The following is a 24,263-nucleotide window of genomic DNA, read 5'->3' as shown; positions in this document are numbered from 1 at the left end:
TTTCAGACAACCCGTTGATAAAGAATACTCCTGTTTCCGTCTGTCGCCTTTTGTCAAAAAAGCGGCAGGCCTTGATGCCTGTAGCCGGATGCATGCTGGACGGGCGTTCGAGAAAACCTGTAAAAACAGGGCATGACAGCACGCCCGCCTGCCCTTCACCGCCAGCGCCGTGGCAGGCGCGTCTTTGCCGATGGCCTGACCGCCGAACAGGCCGCCATGGCCGACCTGAGGGCGAAGGGCTGGCAGGTGCTGCTGCACCGTGCCCGCACGCGGTGGGGGGAAATCGACATCGTGGCCCTGCGCGCGGGCTGCCTGGCTTTTATCGAGGTCAAAGCCCGCCCTTCCCTGCTGGCAGCAGGCGAATCGATCCGGCCTGCGCAGGTCACACGCATCATGAATGCAGCCCAGGCACTCTGCGCCGCCAATCCGCACTGGACCTATGACAGCATGCGCCTCGATGTCTGCGCGGTGCTGCCGGGCAATGTCATTGAATGGATACCGGACGCCTTCAGGCAGTACTGAACCCCCGCCAAGCCCCTCACAATAAAAAACGCCGCCCTTAAAAAAAGGCGACGCCCGGATACTTTTATCATTCCCTCAAAAGTCTGTTTTCAAACAGGCTCTCAGGTGCGATGGCGGATCGGCGCCGGATGGATATGGTGGGTCACGCTGCCATGCGGATGATAGACGATGGTATGCACCATCGCATGCTGCGTCTGGGCAGTGGTGCCATGATGCGCGGCGAGCACGACGGACGCATGGCCCTTGCCCGCTGCCGGATGATAGACCACATGCCGCACCGGCGGCGGAGGGGCCGCCGTCAACGCGCCAAGCGTGAGCCGGTCGGCCTCGCTCTCGGTTACCGCATGGGTGCGGGCATGGGCGGGGGTGGCGATGCTTCCAATCAGACCTGCGCCAAGCAGCAGCATTGTAGCAGAACGCAAGTCAGTATAGCGCATCAGGCCCCCTTGTTTTTTTCAAATGCAGGGGAAAGTTAGGCGAAAGCGATGGCATGACGCAAGGGATGTTATGCCCCAGATATGGAACGGGCGGAACATTTCTGCTCCGCCCGCCATCTTTACTGCCTTCGGGCTGCATGGATCATGCAGCGGCGGTGGCAATGCCCTTCTCGGTCAGGAGCTTTTCAAGCTCGCCGGTCTGGTACATCTCGGTCACGATATCGCAGCCGCCAATGAACTCGCCCTTGACGTAAAGCTGCGGCACGGTGGGCCAGTTCGAGAAGTCCTTGATGCCCTGGCGCAGTTCAGCGTCGGCCAGCACGTTCTCGGTCTTGAACGGTACGCCAAGGTGCTTGAGCACCTGCACCACGCGCGCGGAGAAACCGCACTGCGGGAAGTTGGCATCACCCTTCATGTACAGCATGACGGGGTTGGCATCGATCTGCGCCTGAATGCGCTGTGCAACTGTTTCGGCCATAATCTTGTTTTCCTGCTTTGGGGGTAAGGATACCGTTTTTTGGTCAGTCGGGCGTCTGGGTCTGCAGTGCCAGCGCATGCAGCTTGCCGCCCATGTGCCCCTGCAACGCGTTATAGACCATCTGGTGCTGCCGCACGCGGGGCAGGCCGCGAAAGGCCTCGCTCACCACGCGGCAGGCATAGTGGTCGCCATCGCCTGCCAGATCATCGATCGTGATCTTTGCATCAGGCAGGGCCTCGCGGATGTAGGTCTCGATTTCCTGTGCCGTCATTGCCATGTGGCTTAAAACTCCTGCCCTATCGGTCCATCAGTCGCGGAAAGAATTCGGAATGCACCGCGAGCAGACGCGCCTTGGATATTGTGGACCCGCTGGGCAATGTCAAACCCTCGCCGCCCGAACGGCCCAGCCTGCGGCATGGCACCCCTGCCTGTGCCGCAAGGGTGGCAAGGGCCTGCCCGTCACGCACCGCCACGACATAGCGCGACTGGTCCTCGCCAAACCAGAAGGCTTCGGGCCGCATGCCGGATTGCGGGGCGTCGAGCACGCAGCCCGCCTGCCCTGCCATGACCATCTCGGTCACGGCCACCAGCACGCCGCCATCGGCCACGTCGTGGCAGGCGATGACGGTGCCATCCAGGATCAACCCGCGCACGAAATCGCCATTGCGCCGTTCGGCGGCCAGGTCGAGTTCAGGCGGTTCGCCATCCTGCGCGCCAAGGATCTCACGCAGCCAGATCGACTGGCCAAGCTGGCCCTTTGTCTCGCCAAGCAGCATGACGTCACAGCCCTCTGGCATTTCCAGCCCGACCGCCTGGCGCACGTTCTCCAGCACGCCAAGCCCGCCAATGGCAGGCGTGGGCAGGATGGACTGCGAGGTGCCATCAGGCGCCCGCGTCTCGTTATACAGCGAGACATTGCCGCTAACGACCGGGAAGTCGAGCGCGCGGCACGCCTCGCCCATGCCAGCGATGGCATCGACGAACTGGCCCATCACCTCAGGCTTTTCAGGCGAGCCGAAGTTGAGGTTATCGGTTACCGCCAGCGGGCGGGCACCCGTGGCCGTGATGTTGCGCCATGCCTCGGCCACGGCCTGCGCGCCGCCAAGCTTCGCATTGGCGCGGCAGTAGCGCGGCGTGCAGTCGGTGGTCAGCGCCAGGCCGATCTCGGTGTCTTCCACCTTGACGATCGCGGCATCGGCCGCACCCGGCCTGCGCACCGTCTGGCCGCCCACCGTGCTGTCATACTGGTTGTAAACCCATGCGCGCGAGGCGAGGTCGGGGCAGCCGATCAGCCGGATCAGCGCCTGCTCCACGCCCACGGGGTCGATGATCGGCTCCATCGGCTGCGGCTTTTGCGCCGGTGCCGTGGGGCGACGGTAGACCGGGGCCTGATCGGCCAGCGGGGCCAGCGGAATCTCGGCTTCGACTTCACCCTTGTGGCGGATGACGATATTGCCGGTATCGGTCAGGTGGCCGATGACGGCAAAGTCGAGTTCCCACTTGTCAAAGATGGCGCGGGCCTGCTCGGTGCGGTCGGGGCGCAGCACGATCAGCATGCGCTCCTGGCTTTCGGACAGCATCATCTCGTACGCCGTCATGCCACGCTCGCGCTGGGGCACGTTATCGAGGTCGAGGTCGATGCCAACGCCGCCCTTGCCCGCCATTTCCACGGCGGAAGAGGTCAGGCCAGCCGCGCCCATGTCCTGAATGGCCACGATGGCGTCGGTCGCCATCAGTTCCAGGCAGGCCTCGATCAGCAGCTTTTCAACAAACGGGTCACCCACCTGCACGGTCGGGCGCTTGGCCAGCGCATCCTCGTCAAACTCCGAGGACGACATGGTGGCCCCGTGAATGCCGTCGCGCCCCGTCCTGGAGCCGACATAGATCACCGGGTTGCCAATGCCAGCGGCCGCCGAGAGGAAGATGCGGTCCTGCCGCGCGACGCCCACGGTCATGGCATTGACCAACGGGTTGCCATCATAGGCGGGGTGGAAGTTGATCTCGCCGCCCACCGTGGGCACGCCCACGCAGTTGCCGTAGCCGCCCACGCCACGCACCACGCCGTCAACGATGCGGCGGGTCTGCGGGTTGTTGGGGTCGCCAAAGCGCAGGGCATTGAGGTTGGCCACCGGGCGCGCGCCCATGGTGAACACATCACGCAGGATGCCGCCTACACCCGTCGCCGCACCCTGATAGGGTTCGATGAAGGAGGGATGGTTGTGGCTCTCCATCTTGAAGATGGCGGCCAGCCCGTGGCCGATATCGACCACGCCCGCATTCTCGCCGGGGCCATGAATGACCCACGGCGCCGTGGTGGGCAGGGTCTTGAGGTAAGCGCGTGATGATTTGTACGAGCAGTGCTCGGACCACATGACCGAGAAGATGCCCAGCTCCGTAAAGCTGGGCGTGCGGCCCATGATGGACAGGACGTTGCCGTATTCTTCCGCCGTCAGGCCGAATTCGCGCGCCAGTGCCTCATCAACGGTGCGTTGTGCCTTTGCGCTCATCCGACCAGAGCCTCCACAAGTCCCGTAAACAGGGGTTTACCATCCTCGCCGCCCATCAGCGGATCAACCAGATCCTCCGGGTGGGGCATCATGCCGCAGATACGCAGGTTCTCGCTGAACACGCCGGCAATGGCATTCATCGAGCCATTGGGGTTGAGCTGCGGGTCGCCTGCGTCAAGCCGCCCGTTTTCCGCCACGTAGCGGAAGGCCACGCGCCCGGTATCTTCAAGCATGCGGATGGTCTCGGCCTCGGCAATGTAATTGCCATCGCCATGCGCCATGGGGGTGCGGTACACATCGCCCTTGGCCCAGTGGCGGGTGAACGGCGTGTCATTGCGCTCCACGCGCAAAAAGCAGTCCTGCGACAGGAAGCGCAGCGCCGCGTTGCGCAGGAGCGCTCCAGGCAGAAGCTGCGCCTCGGTCAGGATCTGGAAGCCGTTGCACACGCCCAGGATATGGCCGCCTTTTGCCGCGAACTCACGGATGGCCGCCATGATCGGCGCATGCGCCGCCATCGCGCCGCAACGCAGGTAGTCGCCATAGCTGAAGCCACCGGGCAGCACCACAAGGTCCAGCCCCGCGGGCAGGGCCGTATCACGGTGCCAGACCATGGCCGGGGCCTGCCCGGTCACGCCACGCAGCGCGATGGCCATGTCACGCTCCCGGTTTGTGCCGGGAAAAACTACAATCGCCGCCTTCATTTGCCGCCGCCGCAGGGATAGGATTCATGCAGCGCCGTGAACACGACCTCGCCCGCCGGGCGGCTCAGGTCGTCGCGGTGGTCCTTCATCCAGCTTACGACCTTGCCGCGCATGTCCGCCGTGGGCGTGGCGGACGCGATGCAGAAGGCCGGAACGTCCTTGCTGTCCTTTTCCGCATTGTGCTCGAACAGGTGCGCAAGCGTTACCGAATCCGCAATGCCGGAGATATAGGCATCACAGATGCCAGTGCCCGCGGGCTTGGTACACAGCGAGCCGAGCCGCGCGCCATCAAGGCGCGAGACACGCTGGGCGGATGCATGGGCTACGGGCAGGCCCGCGGCCAGGACGCAGCCAAGGGCAAGAAGGCGGGCGATCTTCATCCAACGACCTCCGTTGTGAAATCCTCGATCACGAGATTGGCCAGCAGGGCGCGCGCCATGGCATCGGCCTGGGCGCGGGCGCGCTCGCGGTCGGTCTCGTCAACTTCAAGCTCGATCACGCGGCCAATGCGCACCTCGCCCACATTACCAAAATCGAGCACATGCAGCGCATGTTCCACGGCCTTGCCCTGCGGGTCGAGCACGCCTTCCTTCAGCATGACGGTCACGCGCACCTTCATTGCATTACCTCCGGTCCCTTCATGTCGGAATTCGTGGCCTCGGGCAGGATGCCCAGGCGCATCGCAACTTCCTGATAAGCTTCTTCAACCTTGCCCATGTCCTTGCGGAAACGGTCCTTGTCCAGCTTCTCGCTGGTCTTGGCATCCCACAGGCGGCAGTTATCGGGCGAGATTTCATCCGCCAGAACGATGCGCATGTTGTCGCCCTCGAACAGGCGGCCGAATTCCAGCTTGAAATCGACAAGGATGATGCCGATGCCCATGAACAGGCCGCACAGGAAGTCGTTCACGCGCATGCTCAGCGCCACGATGTCTTCCATGTCATGCGGGCAGGCCCAGCCAAACGCGGTGATGTGCTCCTCGCTCACCATCGGGTCGTTCAGGGCGTCGTTCTTGTAATAGAACTCGATGATGGGACGCGGCAGGCGCGTGCCTTCCTGAATGCCCAGCCGCTTGGACAGCGAACCCGCCGCCACGTTGCGCACCACGACCTCAAGCGGAATGATCTCGACTTCGCGGATCAACTGCTCGCGCATGTTCAGGCGGCGGATGAAATGGGTGGGAATCCCGATATCGTGCAGGCGCAGCATGAGGTGCTCGCTGATACGGTTGTTCAGCACCCCCTTGCCGGTGATGATGCCCTTTTTCGCGCCGTTACCGGCGCTGGCGTCATCCTTGAAATACTGCACGAGCGTGCCCGGCTCGGGCCCCTCGAAAAGGATCTTGGCTTTTCCTTCGTAAAGCTGGCGGCGGCGGCCCATACTCGTCCTTCACATAACGCTGTGGGGACGGGCCGGGAGCGGCCCCTCCCCTGATCTGCAGGATCTGTTTGCGGCATGATCCCCAATGGTTCGCATGCCATAGCAGCGTTCCGGGCGGGAAGATACCATATTTACCTTAAGCCCGCGGCTGCGGCGCCGCGATGTCGATGGGCTGGTAGCCCACGCGGTCAGGCGCGCCCGCGGCAAAGAACCACGACCTGCGGCCATCGCCTGCCACCCCGATGGCCGATGAACTGCACGTGCCAAAGCCCGAGCGTGGCGGGATGTTGAGTTCGCTGCCCGCTGGCAGCGAGCGGTCGGCCAGCAGCGTGGTCCAGGCGGTCCACTCCGGCGGCACGGGCCGTGTTGCCGCCCGAAAGCGCGGCAGGTGGCGGGCGATGCGCGGCATGCCCATGTCATCGGGGTCGGTGGTGGCGACCATGTGCACGCCGGGGGCAAGTGGCTCGACCTGCGGCTGGCCGTAGCCGGGGCCGCGAATGAAGAAGGCTTCCACCCGGTCGGCCACGATCATGTTGAACGAGCGCCATGCGCCTGCATTGATGGTGGCAATGTGCTCCACTGCCGCCCGTGCCGTATCAAACCGGCCAGCCAGCAACGGCAGCGCGCCGCGCGAGTTCTTGCCCGGCATGGGGCCGAGGCTGCCCACGCGGTTCATGATGCCGGCCACAACCCCTGCATCATTGAGCGTGAGCCACGAGCCACCGGCCACCTGGTCCTGCCCGCCAATGACGGTGGGCTGGTCGGCCCAGTGCCGCCCGGGCGGCAGCCAGGGCCGGTCGAGGCGTTCGTCACGGTTGGCCGCCATGAGCAGCGGCCAGTCCTGATCCGGATCGTGGGAAATGACGACTGTGCACACGCCTCGATATCCTGCTGCTGTTTTCCGTCAGGGCACGGCGCTTCAGCTCCGTGCGGGGCCTGCCTCACCAAACACGCGGGTGAAGGTGTGGTCGATCTTGCCAAGATGGGCATTGCTGTCCATGGCCGCATCGAGCACATCCGCTGGCACCCGGCCTGCCACCTCGGGGTCGGCTGCCAGGTTCTCGCGGAAGGTCTTTCCATCCTTGTGGCCCAGCTTCGTCCATGTTTCCATGGCGTTGCGCTGGACGATGCGGTACGCATCCTCCCGCAGGATGCCCGCGCGCGCAAGGGCCAGCAGCACTTCGCCCGAATGCACCACGCCGCCAAGGCTCTCGATATTGGCCTGCATCTGGTCGGGATAGACCACCAGCTTTTCCATCATGCCCGCAAGGCGCATGAGCGCGAAGTCGAGGCCGATCGTGCCATCGGGGCAGATGTTGCGCTCGACGGAGGAGTGGCTGATGTCACGCTCGTGCCACAGCGCCACGTTCTCGAGCGCGGGGATGACATGCGAGCGCACGAGGCGGGCCAGCCCGGTCAGGTTTTCCGACAGCACGGGGTTGCGCTTGTGCGGCATGGCAGACGAGCCCTTCTGCCCCTTGTGGAAGAACTCTTCCGCCTCGCGCACTTCCGAGCGCTGGAGGTGGCGCACCTCGGTGGCCAGCCGCTCGATGCCGCTGGCAATGACCGCGAGCGCGCAGAAATAGGCGGCATGCCGGTCACGCGGAATGACCTGGGTGGACACGTCCTCGGGCTTCAGGCCAAGCTTCTTTGCCACATAGTCCTCAACGCGCGGGTCGATATGGGCGTAGGTGCCGACAGCGCCCGAGATGGCGCAGACGGCAATTTCCTCACGCGCGCGGACAAGGCGGGCGCGATTGCGGGCGAACTCGGCATAGTGACCCGCGATCTTCAGGCCAAACGAGGTCGGCTCGGCGTGGATGGCGTGGCTGCGGCCGATGGTGAGCGTGTATTTATGCTCGAACGCGCGGCGCTTGAGTGCCGCGAGCACGGCATCGACATCCTGCAGGAGCAGGTCGGTCGCCTGCACCATCTGCACTGACAGGCAGGTGTCGAGCACATCCGACGAGGTCATGCCCAGATGCACGAAGCGGCTGTCCGGGCCAACCTTTTCAGCCAGCCAGGTCAGGAAGGCGATGACATCGTGGCGGGTCTCGGCCTCGATCTCGTCAATGCGGTCAAGGTCGGCCTGCGAGAAGGCGGCCATGGCGGCATCGCCCTTCTCGCGGATGGTCCTTGCTGCCTCGGCCGGGATCGCGCCGTATTCCGCCATGGCCTCGCAGGCGAGGGCCTCGATCTCGAACCAGATGCGATAGCGGTTCGTGGGGGACCAGATGGCGGCCATGACGGGGCGGGTATAGCGCGGTACCATGTTCTCGGGCTTCCTTAACTCAAAAGCTTGGGGCAATCAGGATCAGGCCGCCTTCCTAGCCAATTCTGCGCCGTGCGTCTCCCTTATATTCACGCAGCTTTCCGCACATGGCATACAATCTGTCATGACAGGCATGATTGCATGTTGCCCATGCACGGCGGCATAAAGCACCTGTCACGCCCGCCCCGCCCTGCGGTGGCACGACCTTGCCTTCAGGAATCCATCAGCCCATGTCTGCCATTTTTTCCCCGTCTTCCCTTTATGCACTGGCCCAGGTTATCCTGATTGACGTAACTTTGGCGGGCGATAACGCCATCGTGGTGGGCATGGCGGTGCGCAACCTGCCGCAGCAGTCACGCCGAATCGCCATATTGTGCGGCGTGCTGGGGGCGGCGGTCATCCGCATCGGGCTGGCGCTGGTGGCGGTCAGGCTGCTGGCCATCATCGGGCTGACACTGGCGGGCGGCCTTCTGCTGATGTGGGTGTGCTGGCGCATGTTCCGCGAGATGCGCGGGGATGGCCATGCCGAAACGGACACCCCTGCCCCCGGTTCCCTGCGTAACGCCATCATCCGCATTATCGTGGCTGACCTGTCCATGAGCCTGGACAACGTGCTGGCCGTGGCCGGGGCCGCGGGCGAGCATATGGGCGTGCTGGTGAGCGGGCTGGTCATATCGGTGGTGCTGATGGCGGTCGCGGCCTCGCTCATTGCAAGGCTGCTGGAGCGGTACAAATGGATTTCATGGGTGGGGCTGCTGGTGGTGCTGGCGGTGGCCATCGAACTCATTGTCAAGGGCGGTGGCGAGGTCTGGACGCATGTGGGGCATGGCTGATGCAGCTTCTGGGTTCCCTACGCCTGGGCCACATGGGCCGGGCGGCCTGCCTTGCCACGGTCATGGCGGGACTGGCCATTCCTGCCCACGCCACCACGGCTCCGGGCGACTGGCCCACGCCACGGCAGGCTGCCACGGGCAATGCCGATGATGATCCCGTCGCGGCCAGGCTGCTGGTCTATCTGCGCCTGCTCTCGGGCGCTGGCGGCACGGCGGAGGAATACGCCACCTTCCTGAACGAAAACCCCGCCTGGCCCCAGCGTGGCCTCCTGCTCGCCCACTACCAGCAGGCGCTGGCGGGCGAAGCGGATGATACGGTAGCGGGCGCGCTGTGCCCCCGCCTGCCGCTGACGGACGTGCATGCCCTGCTGCGCTGCGCCCATGCCAGCCCCGCCCCCGAAAAACTGGTGGCCTGGGCGCGTGATGCATGGATCAACCGCGCTGACAGCCCTGCCGAGGCACAGGCCCTGCTGGCGGGCTTCGGGCCGCAGCTTGCGCCACAGGACCACTGGCAGCGCTTTGACCGGCAGGAACGCGCGGGCAAGGTGGATGCCGCGACCCGGCAGGTTGCGCTGCTTGAAGCCACGCAGCAGCCCGTGGCCCGCGCGCGTCTGGCTTTTCGCCGCAACGACCCGCAGGCCGAAGCCACCTTGGGCACCCTGCCGCCCGAGCAGCAGGCCGATGGCGCGCTGGTGCTCGACCAGTTGCGCTGGCTGCACCACGCACAACGCCTCGATGAGGCGCTGGCCCTGTGGCACGCCCGTGGCGTGGACACCGAAAAGCAGCAGGCCCCCGCCATTGCCACCGTGTTCTGGCGCGAGCGTGACGGGCTGGCGCGCGACCTTTTGCTGGCCCACCGGGTGGATGACGCGCTGTTCATGGCCAGCGACACGGCGGATATCGGCTCGGCCAACCATTATGATGCCCTGTTCCTTGCAGGCTGGATCCGGCTGGAATACCTGCATGATGCCGGGCACGCGCAGGCTGATTTCGCCCCGCTGGCGCAGGCGGTTCCGGTCATTACCCGCAGCCGGGGGCTGTTCTGGGTGGGGCGTGCGCTGTGGGCACAGGGGCGCCATGGCCCGGCCCGCGCGCAATGGACGCAGGCCGCAGGCCTCGCCAACACCTTTTATGGCCAGATGGCCATAGAATGGCTGGCAGGCAACAGCGCCAACCAGCTCATTACGCCTGACAGGGCGGGTCGCCAGATCCGCGCGCAGCTCCTGCGCGAGAGCGAACCCAGCCCCAGCGTGGCTGATTCCGTCCGGTTCGACACGACCGACCTTGCCCGCGCGGCCGAGATCCTCGTCTCATGGAACGACCGGCACCATGCCCGTGACTTTGTTCTGGCACTGGATGCGCAGGGCACCAGTCCCGTCACTCATGTGCTTGCCGCCCGCATGGCCACCCGCCTTGGCATGCCCGATGCCGCCGTGATGGTAGCCCGGCTTGCGGGCAAGGATGGGCTGACACTGGTGCATGAGGGCTGGCCACGTGCCTGCGCGCCCCCCACGAGCACCCTGCCGCCCGATGTGGAACTGGCCATAACCCGGCAGGAAAGCGGATTTGATGCAGGCGTGGTCAGCCCCGCCCATGCGGTGGGCCTGATGCAACTGCTCGTGCCGACCGCGCGTGAAGTCGCGCGCAAGGCGGGGCTGAACGTGAATGTCAGCGCGGCCAGCCTGACCAACCCCGACCTGAACATGCAGCTAGGCGCTGCCTATCTGGCCGATATTGCCCAACGCATGGGGGGCGCCGTGCCATACGTGGCCGCCGCCTATAACGCAGGCCCCCACCGCATTGATGGCTGGCTGCTCACTCTGGGCAACCCCGCGCGCGACACCCCCGTGCCCGATGCCATGCTGGACTGGATCGAGAGCATCCCGTTTGGCGAGACACGCAACTACGTGGAGCGGGTGGAGGAGAACATGGCCATCTACCAGGCCACCGACCCGGCGCTGGGAGCGGGCTGATGGCGTTTTCTCCCGCCCGCTTCATCGCCAGTTTCTGTGGCACCGGCTTTGCGCCGCGCGCACCGGGCACGGTGGGTTCGCTCGCTGCGCTGATCGTGGGCGTGCCGCTGCTGGGGCAATGGATATGGATGGCGCTGGCGGTGCTGGTGGTGACCTTTGTGGGCTACCGCGCCACACAGCTTGCCTCCGGCGGGGAAGATCACGGCTGGATCGTGATTGATGAAGTGGCGGGCATGTGGATTGCCATGTTTCCCCTCGCCCCGTTGCCGCTTGCAGGCCTGCGCTGGGCCGATGGGCTGTGGCTGGCGCTGGCCTTCGTTTTGTTCCGCCTGTTTGACATTACCAAGCCTGGCCCGGTGGGCTGGTTCGACCGCAGGCATGATGCGCTTGGCATCATGGGTGATGACGTGGTGGCCGGACTTATGGCGGCCGCGATCCTGGCAGGCATCCGTTACCTTGCCTGATGCGTTGACGCCCCGGAAAGAGGAGAACGCCGCCGATGTTACCTGATACCTTTCTGAGCCACATGCCCGATGCCCTGGCCCGCCTGCGTGCCGCAGGCCAGCGTGTTGTCACGGCGGAAAGCTGCACCGGTGGCCTGCTGGCCGCCGCCATGACAGAACCCGCTGGCGCGTCCGATGTCGTATGCGGCGGTTTTGTCACCTACTCCAACAGCATGAAGCACCATGCGCTGGGCGTGCCGCTGAAACTGCTGGAAGAATATGGCGCGGTCAGCCGCGAGGTGGCCGCCGCCATGGCGCAGGGCGCGCTCGGCCATGCGCCCGATGCCAACCTGTCGGTCGCCATTACCGGCATTGCAGGCCCCGGCGGGGCCACGCCGGGCAAGCCGGTGGGGCTGGTCTGGTTTGCCGTGGCGGGTGGCGGCACGGTGCATACCGTCTCGCACCATTTTGCGGGCGAGCGGTGGGATATCCGCACCCAGGCCGTGCGCGCGGCCCTTGGCCTGCTGCTTGACCACGCAGGCCGACTGGCAGCGGAATAACAAGGCAGCATGATAATAGAAGTTTTTGGTGAAGCTTTTTTCAAAAAGCTTCGAGGAACGCCGCCTTTTCGAAAAAAGGCGGCAACCAAAAACTGCCTTCTGTTTTCAAAACAGGCTGGCGCGACCTAGTACCCGGCCACCGTGCTGCCGGTTTCCGGAACGCGGATGGGGCTTGCCGTCTGGCCCGTGCCCTGTGCCTGCACGGGGTGGCCGGCAGATGCAACCGGCGCGGCAACCTGAAGTGAGGCGCGGGCCTTTTGCAGGCTCTGCTCGTTCAGGTCGGCGGTCTCGGCATCGCTGCCGGGCGCGGGGGCTTCCACCTTGTGCGGCGCGGGCGAGGCGGCATGAGCCAGCGGCGCCGCGCAAACAAGTGCGGCCCCCATAATGGCGGGAATAATCCTGTTCATGAACGTGTTTTCCTGTCCTGTCTGGTACGATACGGGGGATCAGGCGTTGCCCGCCTTTGCCGTACTGACCTGCGCTGGCTCGACCGCGGGCGGCGGGCCATAGATATCACGCGCGCGCCGGATGAAGGCCGAGACCATGAGGCGCACGGCCTCGTTGAACACCACCCCGATCGCGGCCTGCAACAGGCGGGACTTGAACTCGAAATCCACAAAGAAATCGACCAGGCAGCCACGCGGCTCGGGCGTGAAGGTCCAGACGTTGTTAAGGTAACGGAACGGCCCCTTCTCGTAGCTGACGCGGATGGTGGTGGGCGCTTCAAGCAGGACACGGCTGGTAAATGTCTCGCGGAAAGGCCCGAACCCGATGGTCAGGTCAGCCACCAGTTCGGTTGCGGTGCGCGTGCGCACGCGCGCACTGGTGCACCACGGCAGGAACTGGGGGTATTTCCCAACGTCGGCCACCAGGTCAAAAAGCTGGCTGGGCGAATAGGCGATAAGCCGACGTTCGGCATGGGTAGGCATCTACTTGATCTCCATTGCGCCACGCTCTGCCTTCAGGCGTTGCTCACGCGCGGCGCGTAGCTGCGCAAAATCTGAATCCGCATGGTACGACGACCGGGTCAGGGGCGAGGAACTGACCTGCAGGAAGCCCTTCACCCGGGCCATGCTCGCATAATCGGCGAATTCCTCAGGCGTTACGAACCGGGCCACCGCAGCATGCTTGACCGTAGGCTGGAGATATTGCCCCAGGGTGATGAAATCAACGTCCGCAATGCGCAGGTCATCCATGACCTGCAGGATTTCGGGCCGTTCCTCGCCCAGACCCAGCATCAATCCCGATTTTGTGAAGATGGAGGGATCCATCCGCTTCACGTCATCAAGCAGGCGCATCGACTGGTAGTACCGCGCGCCAGGGCGGATGGTGGTGTACAGCCGGGGCACGGTCTCGAGGTTGTGGTTGAACACATCGGGCCGGGCGCGCACCACCACCTCAAGCGCGCCGGGCTTGCGCAGGAAGTCGGGTGTAAGGATCTCGATGGTGGTATCGGGCGCACTGGCACGGATCGCGCCGATCACGCGGGCGAAGTGATGCGCGCCCCCATCAGGCAGGTCGTCACGGTCTACCGATGTTATGACCACATGCCGCAGGCCCAGCTTCGCCACCGCATCGGCCACGCGCCCGGGCTCATCCCCGTCAAGCGCATTGGGCAGGCCGGTGGTGACATTGCAGAACGCGCAGGCCCGGGTGCAGATCTCGCCCATGATCATCATGGTGGCATGGCGCTGCGACCAGCATTCGCCAATATTGGGGCAGGCCGCCTCCTCGCACACGGTCACGAGGTTGTTGTCGCGCATGAGCTTGCGCGTCTCGTGATAGGTGGGGTGGTTGGGCGCGCGCACGCGGATCCACTCCGGCTTGCGGGCAATCGGGTTATCGGGCCTGTGCGCCTTTTCTGGATGGCGCAGCGTGGCTTCACCCTTCTTGCGGTGGTCGATCATCAAACGCACGGACATGATACAAAAAATCCCGTAAACAGGCAGATATCCAGAAGTGAAACGCCTGCAGCAAGACGTCAAGCATTCTTGCCGCCGTGAGCCGGGGGCAGGATCACAACCGCACGATCAGGGTGCGGTATGGCCCTGCCCCCGGCTTTCAGTGGGGGTCAGATATGCAGCGCCCCGTCATACGCGGCCAGCACGGCCTCGTGCATGGTCTCCGATATGGTGGGATGCGGGAAGACCGTTTCCTTCAGTTCGCCATCGGTCAGTTCGCCCGTGCGGGCAATCACGTAGCCCTGGATCATCTCGGTCACTTCCGCGCCGACCATGTGCGCGCCGAGCAGTTCGCCGGTGGCGTCATCAAAGATGGTCTTGACCATGCCCTCGGGCTCGCCCATCGCAATCGCCTTGCCATTGCCAATGAACGGGAAGCGACCCACGCGGATTTTGTAACCCGCCGCCTTCGCCTTCTCCTCGCTCAACCCGACGGAGGCCACCTGCGGGCGGCAATAGGTGCAGCCGGGAATGTTCATGGGGCTGATCGGGTGCACGTCGCGGCCCGCGATCAGTTCCGCCACCATCACGCCCTCATGGCTGGCCTTGTGGGCAAGCCACGGTGGGGCTGCAATGTCACCAATGGCGAACACACCCTTCTCGCCCGTGCGGCAATAAGGATCGACCGTGATGTGGGTGCGGTCTACCTTGATGGCAGTACCCTCCAGGCCGATATTCTCGACATTGCCGACAATGCCCACCGCCGAGATTACGCGCTCGACCGTGATGGGCGCGGTCCTGCCGCCAGCGGTTACGTCTATCGTAACCGAATTCTCGGCCTTGGTGATCTTGCCCAGCGTCGCCCCGGTCAGGATCTTCATGCCCTGCTTTTCCAGTGCCTTGCGGGCAAAGCCGCTAATCTCGGCATCTTCCACCGGCAGGATGCGGTCAGCCACTTCCACAATGGTCACCTCCGCGCTCATGTTGCGGTAGAAGGAGGCGAATTCCACGCCAATCGCGCCCGAGCCGATCACCAGCAGGCTGTGCGGCATGGCCTTGGGCACCATGGCTTCGCGGTAGGACCAGACCAGCCTGCCATCAGGCTCCAGCCCCGGCAGCACACGGGCGCGCGCACCGGTAGCCACGATCACGTTCGGCGCGGTCAGCACGGTGGTCTCCCTGCCCTCCACGCTGACCGAGACCTTGCGGTTCGCACCCGCCGTGCCTGCCAGTTTGCCAAAGCTGCTGATGACCGTGACCTTGTGCTTTTTAAGAAGGTGGGCGACACCAGCCGAAAGCTGCGCTGAAACCGCGCGCGAACGCTTGACCACCTTGTCAAAGTCAAAACGCACGTTATCGGCCGCGAACCCGAACTCGCCAAGGTTGTGCAGCAGGTGGTTGATCTCGGAGGCGCGCAGCAGCGCCTTGGTGGGAATGCAGCCCCAGTTGAGGCAGATGCCACCAAGCTGGGAGGCCTCCACCACCGCGACCTTCAGCTTGAGCTGGGCCGCGCGGATGGCCGCGACATACCCGCCGGGGCCGCCGCCAATGACAATGACATCAAACTGTGTGGTGCTCATTGAACGCGCCCCCTCAGACCACAAGGCTCATGGGGTTTTCGACCACCTTGCGGAAGGCCGATACCCACTGTGCCGCCAGCGCGCCATCGACCACCCGGTGATCAACCGAGAGCGTTACGGTCATGACGGTGGCGATGGTGATCTCGTTGCCCTTGACCACCGGCCTGCGCTCGCCCGCCGCAATGGCGAGGATGGCCGCCTGCGGCGGATTGAGAATGGCCGAGAACGCCTTGACCCCATACATCCCCATATTGGAGATGGAGAAGGTGCCGCCCTGGAATTCCTCCGGCTTCAGCTTGCCTGCCCGCGCACGCGCCACGAGGTCACGCGTTTCGAGGCTGATCTGGCGCAGGCTCTTGGTATCGGCCTTGCGCACGATGGGCGTGATCAGTCCATCGGGGATGGAGACCGCGACCGAAATGTCCACGTCCTCATAGACCCGCACGGCCTCCTCGGTGAAGGAGACATTGACCTGCGGCACCCGGCGCAGCGTGACAGCCGCAGCCTTGACCAGCATGTCGTTGACGGAAATCTTGTACGCCCCCGGCCCCTCATCGGGCGAGGCCGCGTTCATCTGGCTGCGCAGTGCCAGCAGCGCATCAAGCTCCACATCCACTTCCACATAGAAATGCGGCACGGTGGACTTGGATTCCGTCAGCCTGCGCGCAATGACCTTGCGCATGGTGGTATGCGGAATGCTCTCGAAGCCCGCCTCTTCCACCACAGCCGCAGGTGCCGCAGCCTTGGGTGCCGGGGTCACGGTCGCCTGCTCCACGTCACGGCGCACGATGCGCCCGTTGGGGCCGCTGCCCTTGAGGCTGGCAAGATCAATGCCCTTCTGCGCTGCAATGCGCCGCGCCAGCGGGGAGGCAAACACGCGCGTGCCTTTGGCCGGAGCGGCAGCCGGAGCCGCTGCGGCGGGCGTCGCCACTGCCGGGGCAGATGGCGCGGGCGCGGGTGAAGCTGCTGCCGGGGCAACCGGGGCTGGCGCATCCGGCACGCTTTCCCCCTGCGCCACCAGAATGGCGATGGGCGTGTTGACGGCAATGCCGTGCGTGCCGCCCTCGATCAGGATGCGGCCCAGAATGCCTTCATCCACGGCCTCGACTTCCATCGTGGCCTTGTCGGTCTCGATCTCGGCAATCACGTCGCCTGCGGCAATCGTGTCGCCTTCCGCCTTGAGCCAGCGGGCCAGCGTGCCTTCCTTCATGGTCGGCGAAAGGGCTGGCATCAGGATGTTGATGGACATCGCGCGTTCCCCTCACACAACCTGCCGGACGGCATTGATGATCCAGTCCGTATTGGGCAGGGCCAGCTTTTCAAGGTTGGCGGCAAACGGCATGGGCACGTCAGCCCCCGCCACGCGCACCGGCGGCGCGTCGAGGTAGTCGAACGCATGCTCGATCACCTGCATGGCCACTTCTGCGCCAATGCCCGCAAACGGCCAGCCTTCTTCCACCGTCACGAGGCGGCTGGTTTTCTTCACGCTGTCCACCACGGTCCGGGTATCGAGCGGGCGGATGGTGCGCAGGTTGATCACCTCCGCCTCGATGCCCTGCTCGGCCAGTTTTGCCGCCGCCTCAAGGGCCACGCCCACCATGATCGAGAAGGTGACGATGGTCACGTCATGCCCCTCGCGCTCCACCTTGGCCTTGCCGATGGGCAGGATGAAGTCCTCATCCACCGGGCAGGGAAAGCGCTGGCCGTACAGGATCTCGTTTTCAAGGAACACGACCGGGTTCGGGTCGCGGATGGCCGCGCGCAGCAGGCCCTTGGCGTCCGCCGCCGACCAGGGTGCGACCACCTTCAGCCCCGGCACATGGCCGTACCAGCTTGCATAGCACTGCGAATGCTGCGCACCCACGCGGGCTGCCGCACCATTGGGGCCACGAAACACGATGGGGCACGACATCTGCCCGCCCGACATGTAGCGCGTCTTGGCCGCCGAGTTGATGATCTGGTCAATGGCCTGCATGGCGAAGTTCATGGTCATGAACTCGACAATCGGCCTGAGTCCGGTCAGCGCGGCACCGATGGCCATGCCGGTGAAGCCCTGCTCGGTAATGGGCGTATCGATCACCCGCTTCTCGCCAAACTGGTCGAGCAGCCCCTGCGAGACCTTGTAGGCCCCCTGGTACTGGGCCACTTCCTCACCGATCAGGAACACGTCCTCATCGCGTGCGAGTTCGGCGGCCATGGCGTCACGCAGCGCCTCGCGCACGGTAATCTCGGTGGTCTCGCCCCAGTCCTTTTCGGGCTGCGGGGCGACGGGGGCGGCAGTTGGCGCGGCTACGGACGGCGCGCACGAGGGCTGGGCCACCGCAGGCTTTGCCGCTGCCGTGGGGGCCGCCGCCGGCATGGCGGATGCATCCTCGCCTTCGGCCAGCAGAACGGCGATGGGCGTATTGACCGCCACGTTCTCGGTGCCTTCGGGCACCAGGATCTGGCCAAGCCTGCCTTCGTCCACGGCCTCGACTTCCATCGTGGCCTTGTCGGTCTCGATTTCGGCAATCACGTCGCCTGCGGCAATCGCGTCACCGGGCTTGCGCAGCCAGCGGGCCACCTTCCCCTCCTTCATGGTCGGAGAAAGGGCGGGCATGAGTATTTCTGTTGCCATCTCTAGATCAGCTTTCCACCAGTATGTCAGTCCACAGCTCCGAGGGGTCGGGCTCGGGACTGGTCTGGGCAAACGCCGCCGCATCGGTCACGACCGCCTTGACCTGTTCGTCCATGGCTTTCAGTTCGTTTTCTTCAACGCCCATGGCCAGCAGTTCGCGGCGCACGCGGTCGATGGGGTCCTGGGTCTTGCGGATTTCATCCACTTCCGAGCGCTGGCGGTATTTTGCCGGGTCGGACATGGAATGGCCACGGTAGCGGTAGGTATCGACCTCAAGCAGCACCGGCCCCTTGCCCGCGCGGCAATGGGCCACGGCCTCGGCCGCCGCCGCGCGCACGGCCTGCACGTCCATGCCATCGACATACATGCCGGGAATGCCCCACGGCTCGCCATTGCGCCACAGCGCCTTCGAGGCCGAGGCCCGCTCCACGCTGGTGCCCATGCCGTAGCGGTTGTTCTCGAGCACGAACAGGCAGGGCAGCTTGTGCAGGGCGGCGAGGTTGAAGCTCTCGTAAACCTGGCCCTGGTTGGAAGCGCCCTCGCCGTAATACGTGACCGAGACCTCGTCCGTGCCGCGATACTTGTTGGCGAATGCCAGCCCGATGCCCAGCGAGACCTGCGCGCCCACGATGCCGTGGCCGCCATAGAAATGTTTCTCGCTCGAGAACATGTGCATCGACCCCCCCTTGCCGTGGGAGTACCCTCCTTCGCGCCCGGTCAGTTCAGCCATAACCCCGCGCGGGTCCATGCCTGCGGCGAGCATCTGGCCATGATCGCGGTAGGAGGTGATGATCTTGTCGCCCTGCCTGAGTTCCATCTGGATCCCGACCACGACGGCTTCCTGCCCGATATACAGGTGGCAGAACCCGCCAATCAGCCCCATGCCATAAAGCTGGCCCGAACGCTCCTCGAACCGGCGGATCAGCACCATCTGGTAATAGGCATGCTTCAGGTCGGCTTCGGTCATGGCGCGGCTGTTATGCCCGCCCCCCAGGCCGGGATCGGTCTCGTTACTCATCGAACGTCCTTGGTTCATGGTGCCCGTGCCGCCACCCGTGCAGGGATAGGGCAGCCGTTGCGATTACAGGATGTAGCCGGTGCCATCAGGAACCTGATGCACGGTCATAAGTACCAGACGCGCCACCGGATTTATGGATCACATGGATCTGACCAATTTCCATGTCGCGCTCCACGGCCTTGCACATGTCATATAAGGTCAGCGCCGCGACGGAGGCCGCCGTCAGCGCCTCCATCTCCACCCCGGTCGGCCCAGTCGTGCGCACGCGCGCGGTAATGTCGATCCCCTCGCCTGCCCTGTCTGGCGCGAGTTCCACCTTGACGGAGGAAATGGCCAGCGGGTGGCACAGCGGGATCAGTTCCGCCGTTTTCTTGGCAGCCATGATGCCCGCGATGCGCGCCGTGGCCAGCACGTCGCCCTTGGGCATGGCCGCCGCCAGGATCAGGCCCAGCGTTTCGGCGCGCATTTTTATGTGCCCATGCGCCACGGCCTCGCGCCGCGTGTCAGGCTTGGCCGAGACATCGACCATGACCGCGTGCCCCGCCGCATCGAGGTGTGACAGGCGGGGTGCGGTCATGGCGTGCTCTCGGCCGGTGGCGCTGCCGTGTCCGGGCTGGCCGGGGCGGTGGTGCCGAGCAGGGCATGCACGGCGGCCCCCACATCCTCATGGCGCAGCAGGCTCTCGCCCACCAGAAAGCCCGATGCGCCCAGGGCGTTGAGCTTCATCACATCCGCATGCGTGCGGATGCCGCTTTCTGACACGATGATCCGGTCGGGCGGCACCAGGGGGGCCAGGCGGCAGGTGGTCTCGATATCAGTCTGGAGTGTCTTGAGGTTGCGGTTGTTGATGCCGATCAGCGAGGTATCGAGGGCCAGCGCGCGGTTGAGTTCGCCTTCATCATGCACTTCAACGAGCACATCCATGTCGAGGCCACGGGCGATGTCGAGCAGTTCGGCCGCTTCGGCATCGGTCAGGATGGCCATGATGAGCAGGATGCAGTCGGCCCCCATCAGGCGACTTTCATGCACCTGCCACGGGTCGATGATGAAGTCCTTGCGCAGGATGGGCAGCTTGCACGCCTCGCGCACGCGGGTCAGATCCTCGGCGCTGCCATGGAAGCACGACCCCTCGGTCAGGACGGAAATGCACGCAGCCCCCGCCGCCTCGTAGGCTTCGGCAATGACGGTCGGCTCGTAGTCGGGGCGCAGGATACCGGCGGAAGGCGATGCCTTCTTGATTTCCGCGATCAGGCCGATCTGGTGGTCGGCGGTCTTCTGCTTCAGCGCCTGGCCAAAGCCGCGGGGGGGGGTGCTCACCTCACGCGCGCGGGCGGTGATTTCCTTCAGCGGCATGACCTTGGCACGCTGCGCCACGTCCACCCGGGTCCGTGCACAGATACGTTCCAGAACATCGGGGATGCCGTCCACATCCACGGGCTGGACACTGCCTGTCTGGGGGGGGGTCATTGGCGTGTCGTTCATGTTTTACCCTGTTACTCTGTTTGGCCCGTCTGCCCGGAACTGCCGGACAGCCTCCAGCACGGCCGCGACCGCGCCATTGTCGAGCACACCCGCAGCCTGGCGGATGTTCTCGTGCAGGGCGGCATAGTCAATCACGCCACCGTGCATGATATTGTCCCCTCGCCCCGCCACATGCAATGCCACGGCTGCATTGAGCAGCACGGTATCACGGTAGGCACCTCGTCCGCCCGCCGCCAGCGCGCGCAGGGCGGCAGCATTATGGGCGGGCGCGCCGCCTGCAATGGCCGCTATGGGGACGGGTTGCAGGCCGGTCTTTTCGGGCACGATGGTCAGGGCGTGGATCTGGCCATCTTCCAGCACGCAGGCCTGCGTGGGGCCGGCAAGGGTCAGTTCATCAATGAAGCGCCCCTGCCCGCACTCACCGCTCACCGCCCAGACCCGCTCGGAGCCAAGGGCGCGGAGCGTGCGCGCCATCACATCAAGCCATTGCGGCGCAAACACGCCCACGAGCTGCCGCCTGACCCCGGCGGGATTGGAAAGCGGGCCGACAAGATTGAAAATGGTGCGAAACCCCAGCGCGCGACGCACGGCGCCCACATGCCGCATGGCGGGATGATGGCTGGTTGCGGCCAGGAACGTCACGTTATGCGCCGCCACCATCTGCCCGATCGGCTCTGCTGCAACGGGCATCGGCACGCCAAGTTCCAGCAGCACGTCGGTCGCCCCCGATCGTGATGACAAGGCGCGGTTGCCATGCTTGACCACCGGCACGCCAAGCGCTGCAAGCACAAAGGCCACGGCGGTCGAGACATTGAGCGTGCCCAGCCCGTCGCCCCCGGTGCCACACACGTCCAGCGCGGCGGCGGGCATGTCGGGCACGGCCAGCATGCGCGCGCGCATGGCCTTTACGGCGGCCTCAAGTTCGCCCACGCCCTCGCCACGCATGTGCAGCGCGGTCAGGAAGGCGGCCAGCATGCCCTCGCCCACCGCGCCATCCATGATCAGCCCGAAGGCTGCGTCCGCCATTTCGCGCGGGAGTTCCCGGCCTTCCAGCACCACGTCAAGAATAGCCCGGAACGTGGCGGATCGAGCCGAAGGATCAGCCGCGCGCCCGGTCAGGACGCCTTCAAGCTCGACCGGGTCCGCGTGCAGCATGCCGCGCAGGCGCAGCCCGGTCAGGAAGGCAACTGCCGGAATTTCCGCCACCCCGCCTGCGCGAACCTGCGCCAGCCCGGCCTGTGCCAGTTCTGGCGACACCGCCCCCTGCCCCACGACACGGGCCAGAATATCCCTGAACGCGGCCTGCGGATCGGGGGCGTTGTCCATCGTGCTGCCCATGCCGGCTCAGGCGGCCTTGCGCGGTGTGTTCCTGCCCCGCGCGATGGACAGGAAATTGGCCATGATCTCGTGGCCGTATTCCGAGGCAATGCTTTCGGGGTGGAACTGCACGCCAAAGATCGGCAGGCTGGCATGGCGCAGGCCCATGATCACGCCATCGGATGTATGGGCGGTGGCGACCAGCGTATCGGGCAGGCTGTCGGGATCAACCGTCAGGCTGTGGTAGCGGGTGGCGTTGAAGGGGTCCGGCAGGCCGGTAAAAATATCGGTGCCGTCATGATAGACCGGCGAGACCTTGCCATGCATGGGCGTGGGCGCCCGCACCACCCTGCCGCCAAAGACCTGGCCAATGGCCTGGTGGCCAAGGCAGACGCCAAAGACCGGCACCTTGCCAGCAGCAGCGGCAATCAGGTCGCAGCAGATCCCGGCCTCATTGGGCGAACAGGGACCGGGCGAGATGACAATGACCTCGGGCCTGAGCGCAAGGGCTTCTTCCACGCTGATGGCATCGTTACGGTACACATCGCATTTCTCGCCCAGGTCACCGAGGTAATGGACGAGATTGAACGTGAAACTGTCATAATTGTCGATCAGGAGGATCATGGGCGTATCATGGCTTTTCCGCTGGGCCGGGTCAAACCCTGCGGCCTGCCCCGGCATGTCTGGGCGCATCCTATCATGTACGCCCCTGCTATCAAATCGCCTTATGCGCCGTCATCAGTGGCAAAACGTACCGCTTCCTCCGCCGCGCGGAACAGGGCGCGGGCTTTCTGGCGCGTTTCCTCGTATTCCGCCTCGGGCACGCTGTCGGCCACCACGCCGCAACCCGCCTGCACGTACATCCGCCCGTCCCTGACCACCGCCATGCGCAGGCCAATGCAGGTATCCATGTCACCATCGGGGCCGAAATAGCCGATGCACCCGGCATAGGTGGCGCGGCGGGTCGGTTCCACCTCGTCAATGATCTGCATGGCGCGGATCTTGGGCGCGCCCGTCAGCGTGCCCGCGGGGAAGCCCGCCATCAGGGCATCAAGCGCCTCAAGCCCCGGCCGCAGCGTGCCCTCCACGTTGGATGAGATGTGCATGACATGGCTGAAGCGCTCGATCACGAACTGCTCGGTCACCCTGACCGAACCGAGTTCGCACACCCGGCCCACATCGTTGCGACCGAGGTCGATCAGCATCAGGTGTTCGGCGCGCTCCTTGGGGTCGGCAAGCAGTTCTTCTTCCAGCGCCAGGTCCTCCGCCGTGGTGTGGCCACGCGGGCGGGTGCCAGCCAGCGGGCGCACGGTCATGGTGCCCTCGCGCAGGCGCACCAGGATCTCGGGCGAGGAGCCGACAAGGCTGAACCCGTCAAGGTCGAGATAGAACAGGAAAGGAGCCGGGTTGATGCGCCGCAACGCGCGGTACAGCGCAAATGGCGGCAGGGTGAAGGCCGCGCTGAAGCGCTGGCTCGGCACGATCTGGAACGCATCGCCCGCCGCGATGTAGTCCTGCAGCCTGCGCACGATATCGCAGAACGCCTCACGCGACAGCGTGGATTGCGGCACCGGCGCCTCGATCGCGCCCGCAGGCGCGTCGGGCAGTTCCACCGGGGTGGACAGGGCCGCGCGGGCCTGTTGCAGGCGGGCCTGCCCCTCATCCCAGATGGCCTCGGGCGCAACACCGGGCCGGGGACGCAGCGGGCTTGCCAGCAGCAGTTCATCGCGCACGGTGTCGAATATGGCGAACAGGCCGGGGCGGATCAGGATGCCCTCGGGCAGGTTCAGGTCATCGGCGGGCATGTCGGGCAGGTGCTCGACCTGACGCACCATGTCATAACCCAGATAGCCGAACACGCCGCCGGTCATGGGCGGCAGGCCCTCGGGCAGGTCGATGCGGCTTTCATGCAGGATGCGCCGCAGCGAGACCAGCGGAGCCTCGGCCTCGGGCGTGAAGACATGGGCGGGCGCTGCCGGATCGTGGCACACACAGGCCCGGCCATCATGACAGCGCCAGATCAGGTCGGGCAGCAGGCCAATGACCGAGTAGCGCCCGCGCGAGGTGCCCCCCTCGACGCTTTCAAGCAGGAAGGCGTTATGCCCGCCATTGCCGCCACCATGGCTGCGCGCCAGTTTTGCCAACCGCAAAAAGGCCGCGACCGGCGTGAGCAGGTCGGCAGGCTCGACACGCCACGCCACACTGGCCTGACCCGCCCGCAGGCGGGTTAGCGCCACGTCGC

General features: G+C 65.1%; 27 protein-coding genes. 5 read left to right on the top strand and 22 right to left on the bottom strand.

What is annotated here, in order from left to right; translation table 11 throughout:
* Positions 1 to 132 precede the first annotated feature (132 nt).
* Positions 133 to 522: a YraN family protein gene (locus GXY01S_RS08825; RefSeq protein WP_174520935.1), complete on the top strand. Its 390-nt coding sequence runs from the start codon at positions 133 to 135 to the stop codon at positions 520 to 522.
* A gap of 101 nt (positions 523 to 623) precedes the next feature.
* Here GXY01S_RS08825 and GXY01S_RS08820 read toward each other — a convergent pair whose 3' ends face one another.
* The 10 genes from GXY01S_RS08820 to purB form a co-directional block, all read right to left on the bottom strand.
* Positions 624 to 959, bottom strand: a complete 336-nt coding sequence (locus tag GXY01S_RS08820) for a hypothetical protein (RefSeq protein WP_174520934.1) — start codon at positions 957 to 959, stop codon at positions 624 to 626.
* 142 nt (positions 960 to 1,101) lie between these two features.
* A complete protein-coding gene (gene grxD / locus GXY01S_RS08815) occupies positions 1,102 to 1,437 on the bottom strand; it encodes a Grx4 family monothiol glutaredoxin (protein WP_061274213.1) in 336 nt (111 codons plus the stop codon).
* Positions 1,438 to 1,480: 43 nt separating this feature from the next.
* Complete coding sequence (locus tag GXY01S_RS08810) at positions 1,481 to 1,714, bottom strand: BolA family protein (RefSeq protein ID WP_061274211.1); 234 nt, start codon at positions 1,712 to 1,714, stop codon at positions 1,481 to 1,483.
* A gap of 19 nt (positions 1,715 to 1,733) precedes the next feature.
* Positions 1,734 to 3,944 (bottom strand): phosphoribosylformylglycinamidine synthase subunit PurL, encoded by a 2,211-nt coding sequence (gene purL, locus GXY01S_RS08805; protein WP_061274209.1) that lies wholly within the window; start codon positions 3,942 to 3,944, stop codon positions 1,734 to 1,736.
* The gene (gene purQ / locus GXY01S_RS08800) at positions 3,941 to 4,645 is read right to left on the bottom strand and encodes a phosphoribosylformylglycinamidine synthase subunit PurQ (protein WP_061274207.1); all 705 of its coding nucleotides are present in this window, start codon (positions 4,643 to 4,645) and stop codon (positions 3,941 to 3,943) included. The genes purL and purQ overlap by 4 nt, the downstream gene beginning before the upstream one ends.
* Complete coding sequence (locus GXY01S_RS08795; protein WP_061274205.1) at positions 4,642 to 5,025, bottom strand: Rap1a/Tai family immunity protein; 384 nt, start codon at positions 5,023 to 5,025, stop codon at positions 4,642 to 4,644. Before GXY01S_RS08795 ends, purQ begins: the two co-directional genes overlap by 4 nt.
* Entirely contained in the window at positions 5,022 to 5,264 is a 243-nt protein-coding gene (gene purS, locus GXY01S_RS08790; protein ID WP_061274203.1) for a phosphoribosylformylglycinamidine synthase subunit PurS, read from the bottom strand. Before purS ends, GXY01S_RS08795 begins: the two co-directional genes overlap by 4 nt.
* Positions 5,261 to 6,025 carry a phosphoribosylaminoimidazolesuccinocarboxamide synthase gene (gene purC / locus GXY01S_RS08785; RefSeq protein ID WP_061274201.1) on the bottom strand — a complete coding sequence of 255 codons (765 nt, stop codon included), beginning with the start codon at positions 6,023 to 6,025 and terminating at the stop codon, positions 5,261 to 5,263. Before purC ends, purS begins: the two co-directional genes overlap by 4 nt.
* 136 nt (positions 6,026 to 6,161) lie before the next feature.
* On the bottom strand, positions 6,162 to 6,902 hold the full coding sequence (locus tag GXY01S_RS08780; RefSeq protein WP_061274199.1) for an NRDE family protein: 741 nt from the start codon (positions 6,900 to 6,902) through the stop codon (positions 6,162 to 6,164).
* A 42-nt stretch (positions 6,903 to 6,944) separates the two neighbouring features.
* The gene (gene purB / locus GXY01S_RS08775; protein ID WP_061274197.1) at positions 6,945 to 8,297 is read right to left on the bottom strand and encodes an adenylosuccinate lyase; all 1,353 of its coding nucleotides are present in this window, start codon (positions 8,295 to 8,297) and stop codon (positions 6,945 to 6,947) included.
* Positions 8,298 to 8,527: 230 nt separating this feature from the next.
* On the opposite strand from purB, the gene GXY01S_RS08770 reads away from it, so the two are divergent.
* From GXY01S_RS08770 to GXY01S_RS08755, 4 genes are read left to right on the top strand one after another with little or no spacing between them, the layout of a single operon-like run.
* Positions 8,528 to 9,130 carry a YjbE family putative metal transport protein gene (locus GXY01S_RS08770; protein WP_061274195.1) on the top strand — a complete coding sequence of 201 codons (603 nt, stop codon included), beginning with the start codon at positions 8,528 to 8,530 and terminating at the stop codon, positions 9,128 to 9,130.
* Positions 9,130 to 11,103 carry a lytic transglycosylase domain-containing protein gene (locus tag GXY01S_RS08765; protein ID WP_110570393.1) on the top strand — a complete coding sequence of 658 codons (1,974 nt, stop codon included), beginning with the start codon at positions 9,130 to 9,132 and terminating at the stop codon, positions 11,101 to 11,103. Before GXY01S_RS08770 ends, GXY01S_RS08765 begins: the two co-directional genes overlap by 1 nt.
* Entirely contained in the window at positions 11,103 to 11,567 is a 465-nt protein-coding gene (locus tag GXY01S_RS08760; RefSeq protein ID WP_061274193.1) for a phosphatidylglycerophosphatase A family protein, read from the top strand. Before GXY01S_RS08765 ends, GXY01S_RS08760 begins: the two co-directional genes overlap by 1 nt.
* A 35-nt stretch (positions 11,568 to 11,602) precedes the next feature.
* On the top strand, positions 11,603 to 12,106 hold the full coding sequence (locus GXY01S_RS08755) for a CinA family protein (RefSeq protein ID WP_061274191.1): 504 nt from the start codon (positions 11,603 to 11,605) through the stop codon (positions 12,104 to 12,106).
* Positions 12,107 to 12,231: 125 nt separating this feature from the next.
* On the opposite strand, the gene GXY01S_RS08750 is transcribed toward GXY01S_RS08755, so the two are convergent.
* The 12 genes from GXY01S_RS08750 to trpE all read right to left on the bottom strand — a co-directional run bounded on the left by GXY01S_RS08750 (position 12,232) and on the right by trpE (position 24,258).
* Positions 12,232 to 12,513, bottom strand: a complete 282-nt coding sequence (locus GXY01S_RS08750) for a hypothetical protein (protein WP_174520933.1) — start codon at positions 12,511 to 12,513, stop codon at positions 12,232 to 12,234.
* A 39-nt stretch (positions 12,514 to 12,552) separates the two neighbouring features.
* On the bottom strand, positions 12,553 to 13,035 hold the full coding sequence (locus GXY01S_RS08745) for a type II toxin-antitoxin system RatA family toxin (protein ID WP_061274189.1): 483 nt from the start codon (positions 13,033 to 13,035) through the stop codon (positions 12,553 to 12,555).
* A complete protein-coding gene (gene lipA / locus GXY01S_RS08740; protein ID WP_061274187.1) occupies positions 13,036 to 14,028 on the bottom strand; it encodes a lipoyl synthase in 993 nt (330 codons plus the stop codon).
* Between the two features lie 149 nt (positions 14,029 to 14,177).
* On the bottom strand, positions 14,178 to 15,587 hold the full coding sequence (gene lpdA / locus GXY01S_RS08735; RefSeq protein ID WP_061274185.1) for a dihydrolipoyl dehydrogenase: 1,410 nt from the start codon (positions 15,585 to 15,587) through the stop codon (positions 14,178 to 14,180).
* A 13-nt stretch (positions 15,588 to 15,600) separates the two neighbouring features.
* Complete coding sequence (locus GXY01S_RS08730) at positions 15,601 to 16,836, bottom strand: pyruvate dehydrogenase complex dihydrolipoamide acetyltransferase (RefSeq protein WP_061274183.1); 1,236 nt, start codon at positions 16,834 to 16,836, stop codon at positions 15,601 to 15,603.
* Between the two features lie 12 nt (positions 16,837 to 16,848).
* The gene (locus GXY01S_RS08725) at positions 16,849 to 18,204 is read right to left on the bottom strand and encodes a pyruvate dehydrogenase complex E1 component subunit beta (protein ID WP_061274181.1); all 1,356 of its coding nucleotides are present in this window, start codon (positions 18,202 to 18,204) and stop codon (positions 16,849 to 16,851) included.
* A gap of 7 nt (positions 18,205 to 18,211) precedes the next feature.
* Positions 18,212 to 19,171: a pyruvate dehydrogenase (acetyl-transferring) E1 component subunit alpha gene (gene pdhA / locus GXY01S_RS08720; protein WP_242501380.1), complete on the bottom strand. Its 960-nt coding sequence runs from the start codon at positions 19,169 to 19,171 to the stop codon at positions 18,212 to 18,214.
* Between the two features lie 136 nt (positions 19,172 to 19,307).
* Positions 19,308 to 19,799 (bottom strand): cyclic pyranopterin monophosphate synthase MoaC, encoded by a 492-nt coding sequence (gene moaC / locus GXY01S_RS08715; protein ID WP_061274177.1) that lies wholly within the window; start codon positions 19,797 to 19,799, stop codon positions 19,308 to 19,310.
* A complete protein-coding gene (trpC, locus tag GXY01S_RS08710) occupies positions 19,796 to 20,689 on the bottom strand; it encodes an indole-3-glycerol phosphate synthase TrpC (RefSeq protein ID WP_061274175.1) in 894 nt (297 codons plus the stop codon). The genes moaC and trpC overlap by 4 nt, the downstream gene beginning before the upstream one ends.
* Positions 20,690 to 20,707: 18 nt before the next feature.
* Positions 20,708 to 22,042 carry an anthranilate phosphoribosyltransferase gene (trpD, locus tag GXY01S_RS08705; RefSeq protein ID WP_061274173.1) on the bottom strand — a complete coding sequence of 445 codons (1,335 nt, stop codon included), beginning with the start codon at positions 22,040 to 22,042 and terminating at the stop codon, positions 20,708 to 20,710.
* Positions 22,043 to 22,048: 6 nt separating this feature from the next.
* The gene (locus GXY01S_RS08700) at positions 22,049 to 22,645 is read right to left on the bottom strand and encodes an anthranilate synthase component II (protein WP_061274245.1); all 597 of its coding nucleotides are present in this window, start codon (positions 22,643 to 22,645) and stop codon (positions 22,049 to 22,051) included.
* Positions 22,646 to 22,746: 101 nt separating this feature from the next.
* Positions 22,747 to 24,258 (bottom strand): anthranilate synthase component I, encoded by a 1,512-nt coding sequence (gene trpE / locus GXY01S_RS08695; RefSeq protein ID WP_174520937.1) that lies wholly within the window; start codon positions 24,256 to 24,258, stop codon positions 22,747 to 22,749.
* Positions 24,259 to 24,263: the final 5 nt, after the last annotated feature.

The organism is Komagataeibacter xylinus NBRC 15237 (genome assembly GCF_001571345.1).
GTDB lineage: Bacteria > Pseudomonadota > Alphaproteobacteria > Acetobacterales > Acetobacteraceae > Komagataeibacter > Komagataeibacter xylinus.
Note: the sequence above shows the minus strand (reverse complement) of the source record. Positions and strands in the feature narration are given on the sequence as shown.

What these genes read in the sequence shown, in the direction of transcription:
- GXY01S_RS08750 (WP_174520933.1), bottom strand. Translation starts at nt 12,513, where the DNA reads ATGAACAGGATTATTCCCGCCATTATGGGGGCCGCACTTGTTTGCGCG.
- grxD (WP_061274213.1), bottom strand. Translation starts at nt 1,437, where the DNA reads ATGGCCGAAACAGTTGCACAGCGCATTCAGGCGCAGATCGATGCCAAC.
- GXY01S_RS08745 (WP_061274189.1), bottom strand. Translation starts at nt 13,035, where the DNA reads ATGCCTACCCATGCCGAACGTCGGCTTATCGCCTATTCGCCCAGCCAG.
- purC (WP_061274201.1), bottom strand. Translation starts at nt 6,025, where the DNA reads ATGGGCCGCCGCCGCCAGCTTTACGAAGGAAAAGCCAAGATCCTTTTC.
- GXY01S_RS08810 (WP_061274211.1), bottom strand. Translation starts at nt 1,714, where the DNA reads ATGGCAATGACGGCACAGGAAATCGAGACCTACATCCGCGAGGCCCTG.
- moaC (WP_061274177.1), bottom strand. Translation starts at nt 19,799, where the DNA reads ATGACCGCACCCCGCCTGTCACACCTCGATGCGGCGGGGCACGCGGTC.
- trpD (WP_061274173.1), bottom strand. Translation starts at nt 22,042, where the DNA reads ATGGGCAGCACGATGGACAACGCCCCCGATCCGCAGGCCGCGTTCAGG.
- purL (WP_061274209.1), bottom strand. Translation starts at nt 3,944, where the DNA reads ATGAGCGCAAAGGCACAACGCACCGTTGATGAGGCACTGGCGCGCGAA.
- GXY01S_RS08700 (WP_061274245.1), bottom strand. Translation starts at nt 22,645, where the DNA reads ATGATCCTCCTGATCGACAATTATGACAGTTTCACGTTCAATCTCGTC.
- GXY01S_RS08760 (WP_061274193.1), top strand. Translation starts at nt 11,103, where the DNA reads ATGGCGTTTTCTCCCGCCCGCTTCATCGCCAGTTTCTGTGGCACCGGC.
- GXY01S_RS08825 (WP_174520935.1), top strand. Translation starts at nt 133, where the DNA reads ATGACAGCACGCCCGCCTGCCCTTCACCGCCAGCGCCGTGGCAGGCGC.
- lpdA (WP_061274185.1), bottom strand. Translation starts at nt 15,587, where the DNA reads ATGAGCACCACACAGTTTGATGTCATTGTCATTGGCGGCGGCCCCGGC.
- GXY01S_RS08765 (WP_110570393.1), top strand. Translation starts at nt 9,130, where the DNA reads ATGCAGCTTCTGGGTTCCCTACGCCTGGGCCACATGGGCCGGGCGGCC.
- GXY01S_RS08725 (WP_061274181.1), bottom strand. Translation starts at nt 18,204, where the DNA reads ATGGCAACAGAAATACTCATGCCCGCCCTTTCTCCGACCATGAAGGAG.
- purQ (WP_061274207.1), bottom strand. Translation starts at nt 4,645, where the DNA reads ATGAAGGCGGCGATTGTAGTTTTTCCCGGCACAAACCGGGAGCGTGAC.
- GXY01S_RS08755 (WP_061274191.1), top strand. Translation starts at nt 11,603, where the DNA reads ATGTTACCTGATACCTTTCTGAGCCACATGCCCGATGCCCTGGCCCGC.
- GXY01S_RS08770 (WP_061274195.1), top strand. Translation starts at nt 8,528, where the DNA reads ATGTCTGCCATTTTTTCCCCGTCTTCCCTTTATGCACTGGCCCAGGTT.
- GXY01S_RS08795 (WP_061274205.1), bottom strand. Translation starts at nt 5,025, where the DNA reads ATGAAGATCGCCCGCCTTCTTGCCCTTGGCTGCGTCCTGGCCGCGGGC.
- pdhA (WP_242501380.1), bottom strand. Translation starts at nt 19,171, where the DNA reads ATGACCGAAGCCGACCTGAAGCATGCCTATTACCAGATGGTGCTGATC.
- GXY01S_RS08820 (WP_174520934.1), bottom strand. Translation starts at nt 959, where the DNA reads ATGCGCTATACTGACTTGCGTTCTGCTACAATGCTGCTGCTTGGCGCA.
- purS (WP_061274203.1), bottom strand. Translation starts at nt 5,264, where the DNA reads ATGAAGGTGCGCGTGACCGTCATGCTGAAGGAAGGCGTGCTCGACCCG.
- GXY01S_RS08730 (WP_061274183.1), bottom strand. Translation starts at nt 16,836, where the DNA reads ATGTCCATCAACATCCTGATGCCAGCCCTTTCGCCGACCATGAAGGAA.
- lipA (WP_061274187.1), bottom strand. Translation starts at nt 14,028, where the DNA reads ATGTCCGTGCGTTTGATGATCGACCACCGCAAGAAGGGTGAAGCCACG.
- purB (WP_061274197.1), bottom strand. Translation starts at nt 8,297, where the DNA reads ATGGTACCGCGCTATACCCGCCCCGTCATGGCCGCCATCTGGTCCCCC.
- trpC (WP_061274175.1), bottom strand. Translation starts at nt 20,689, where the DNA reads ATGACCCCCCCCCAGACAGGCAGTGTCCAGCCCGTGGATGTGGACGGC.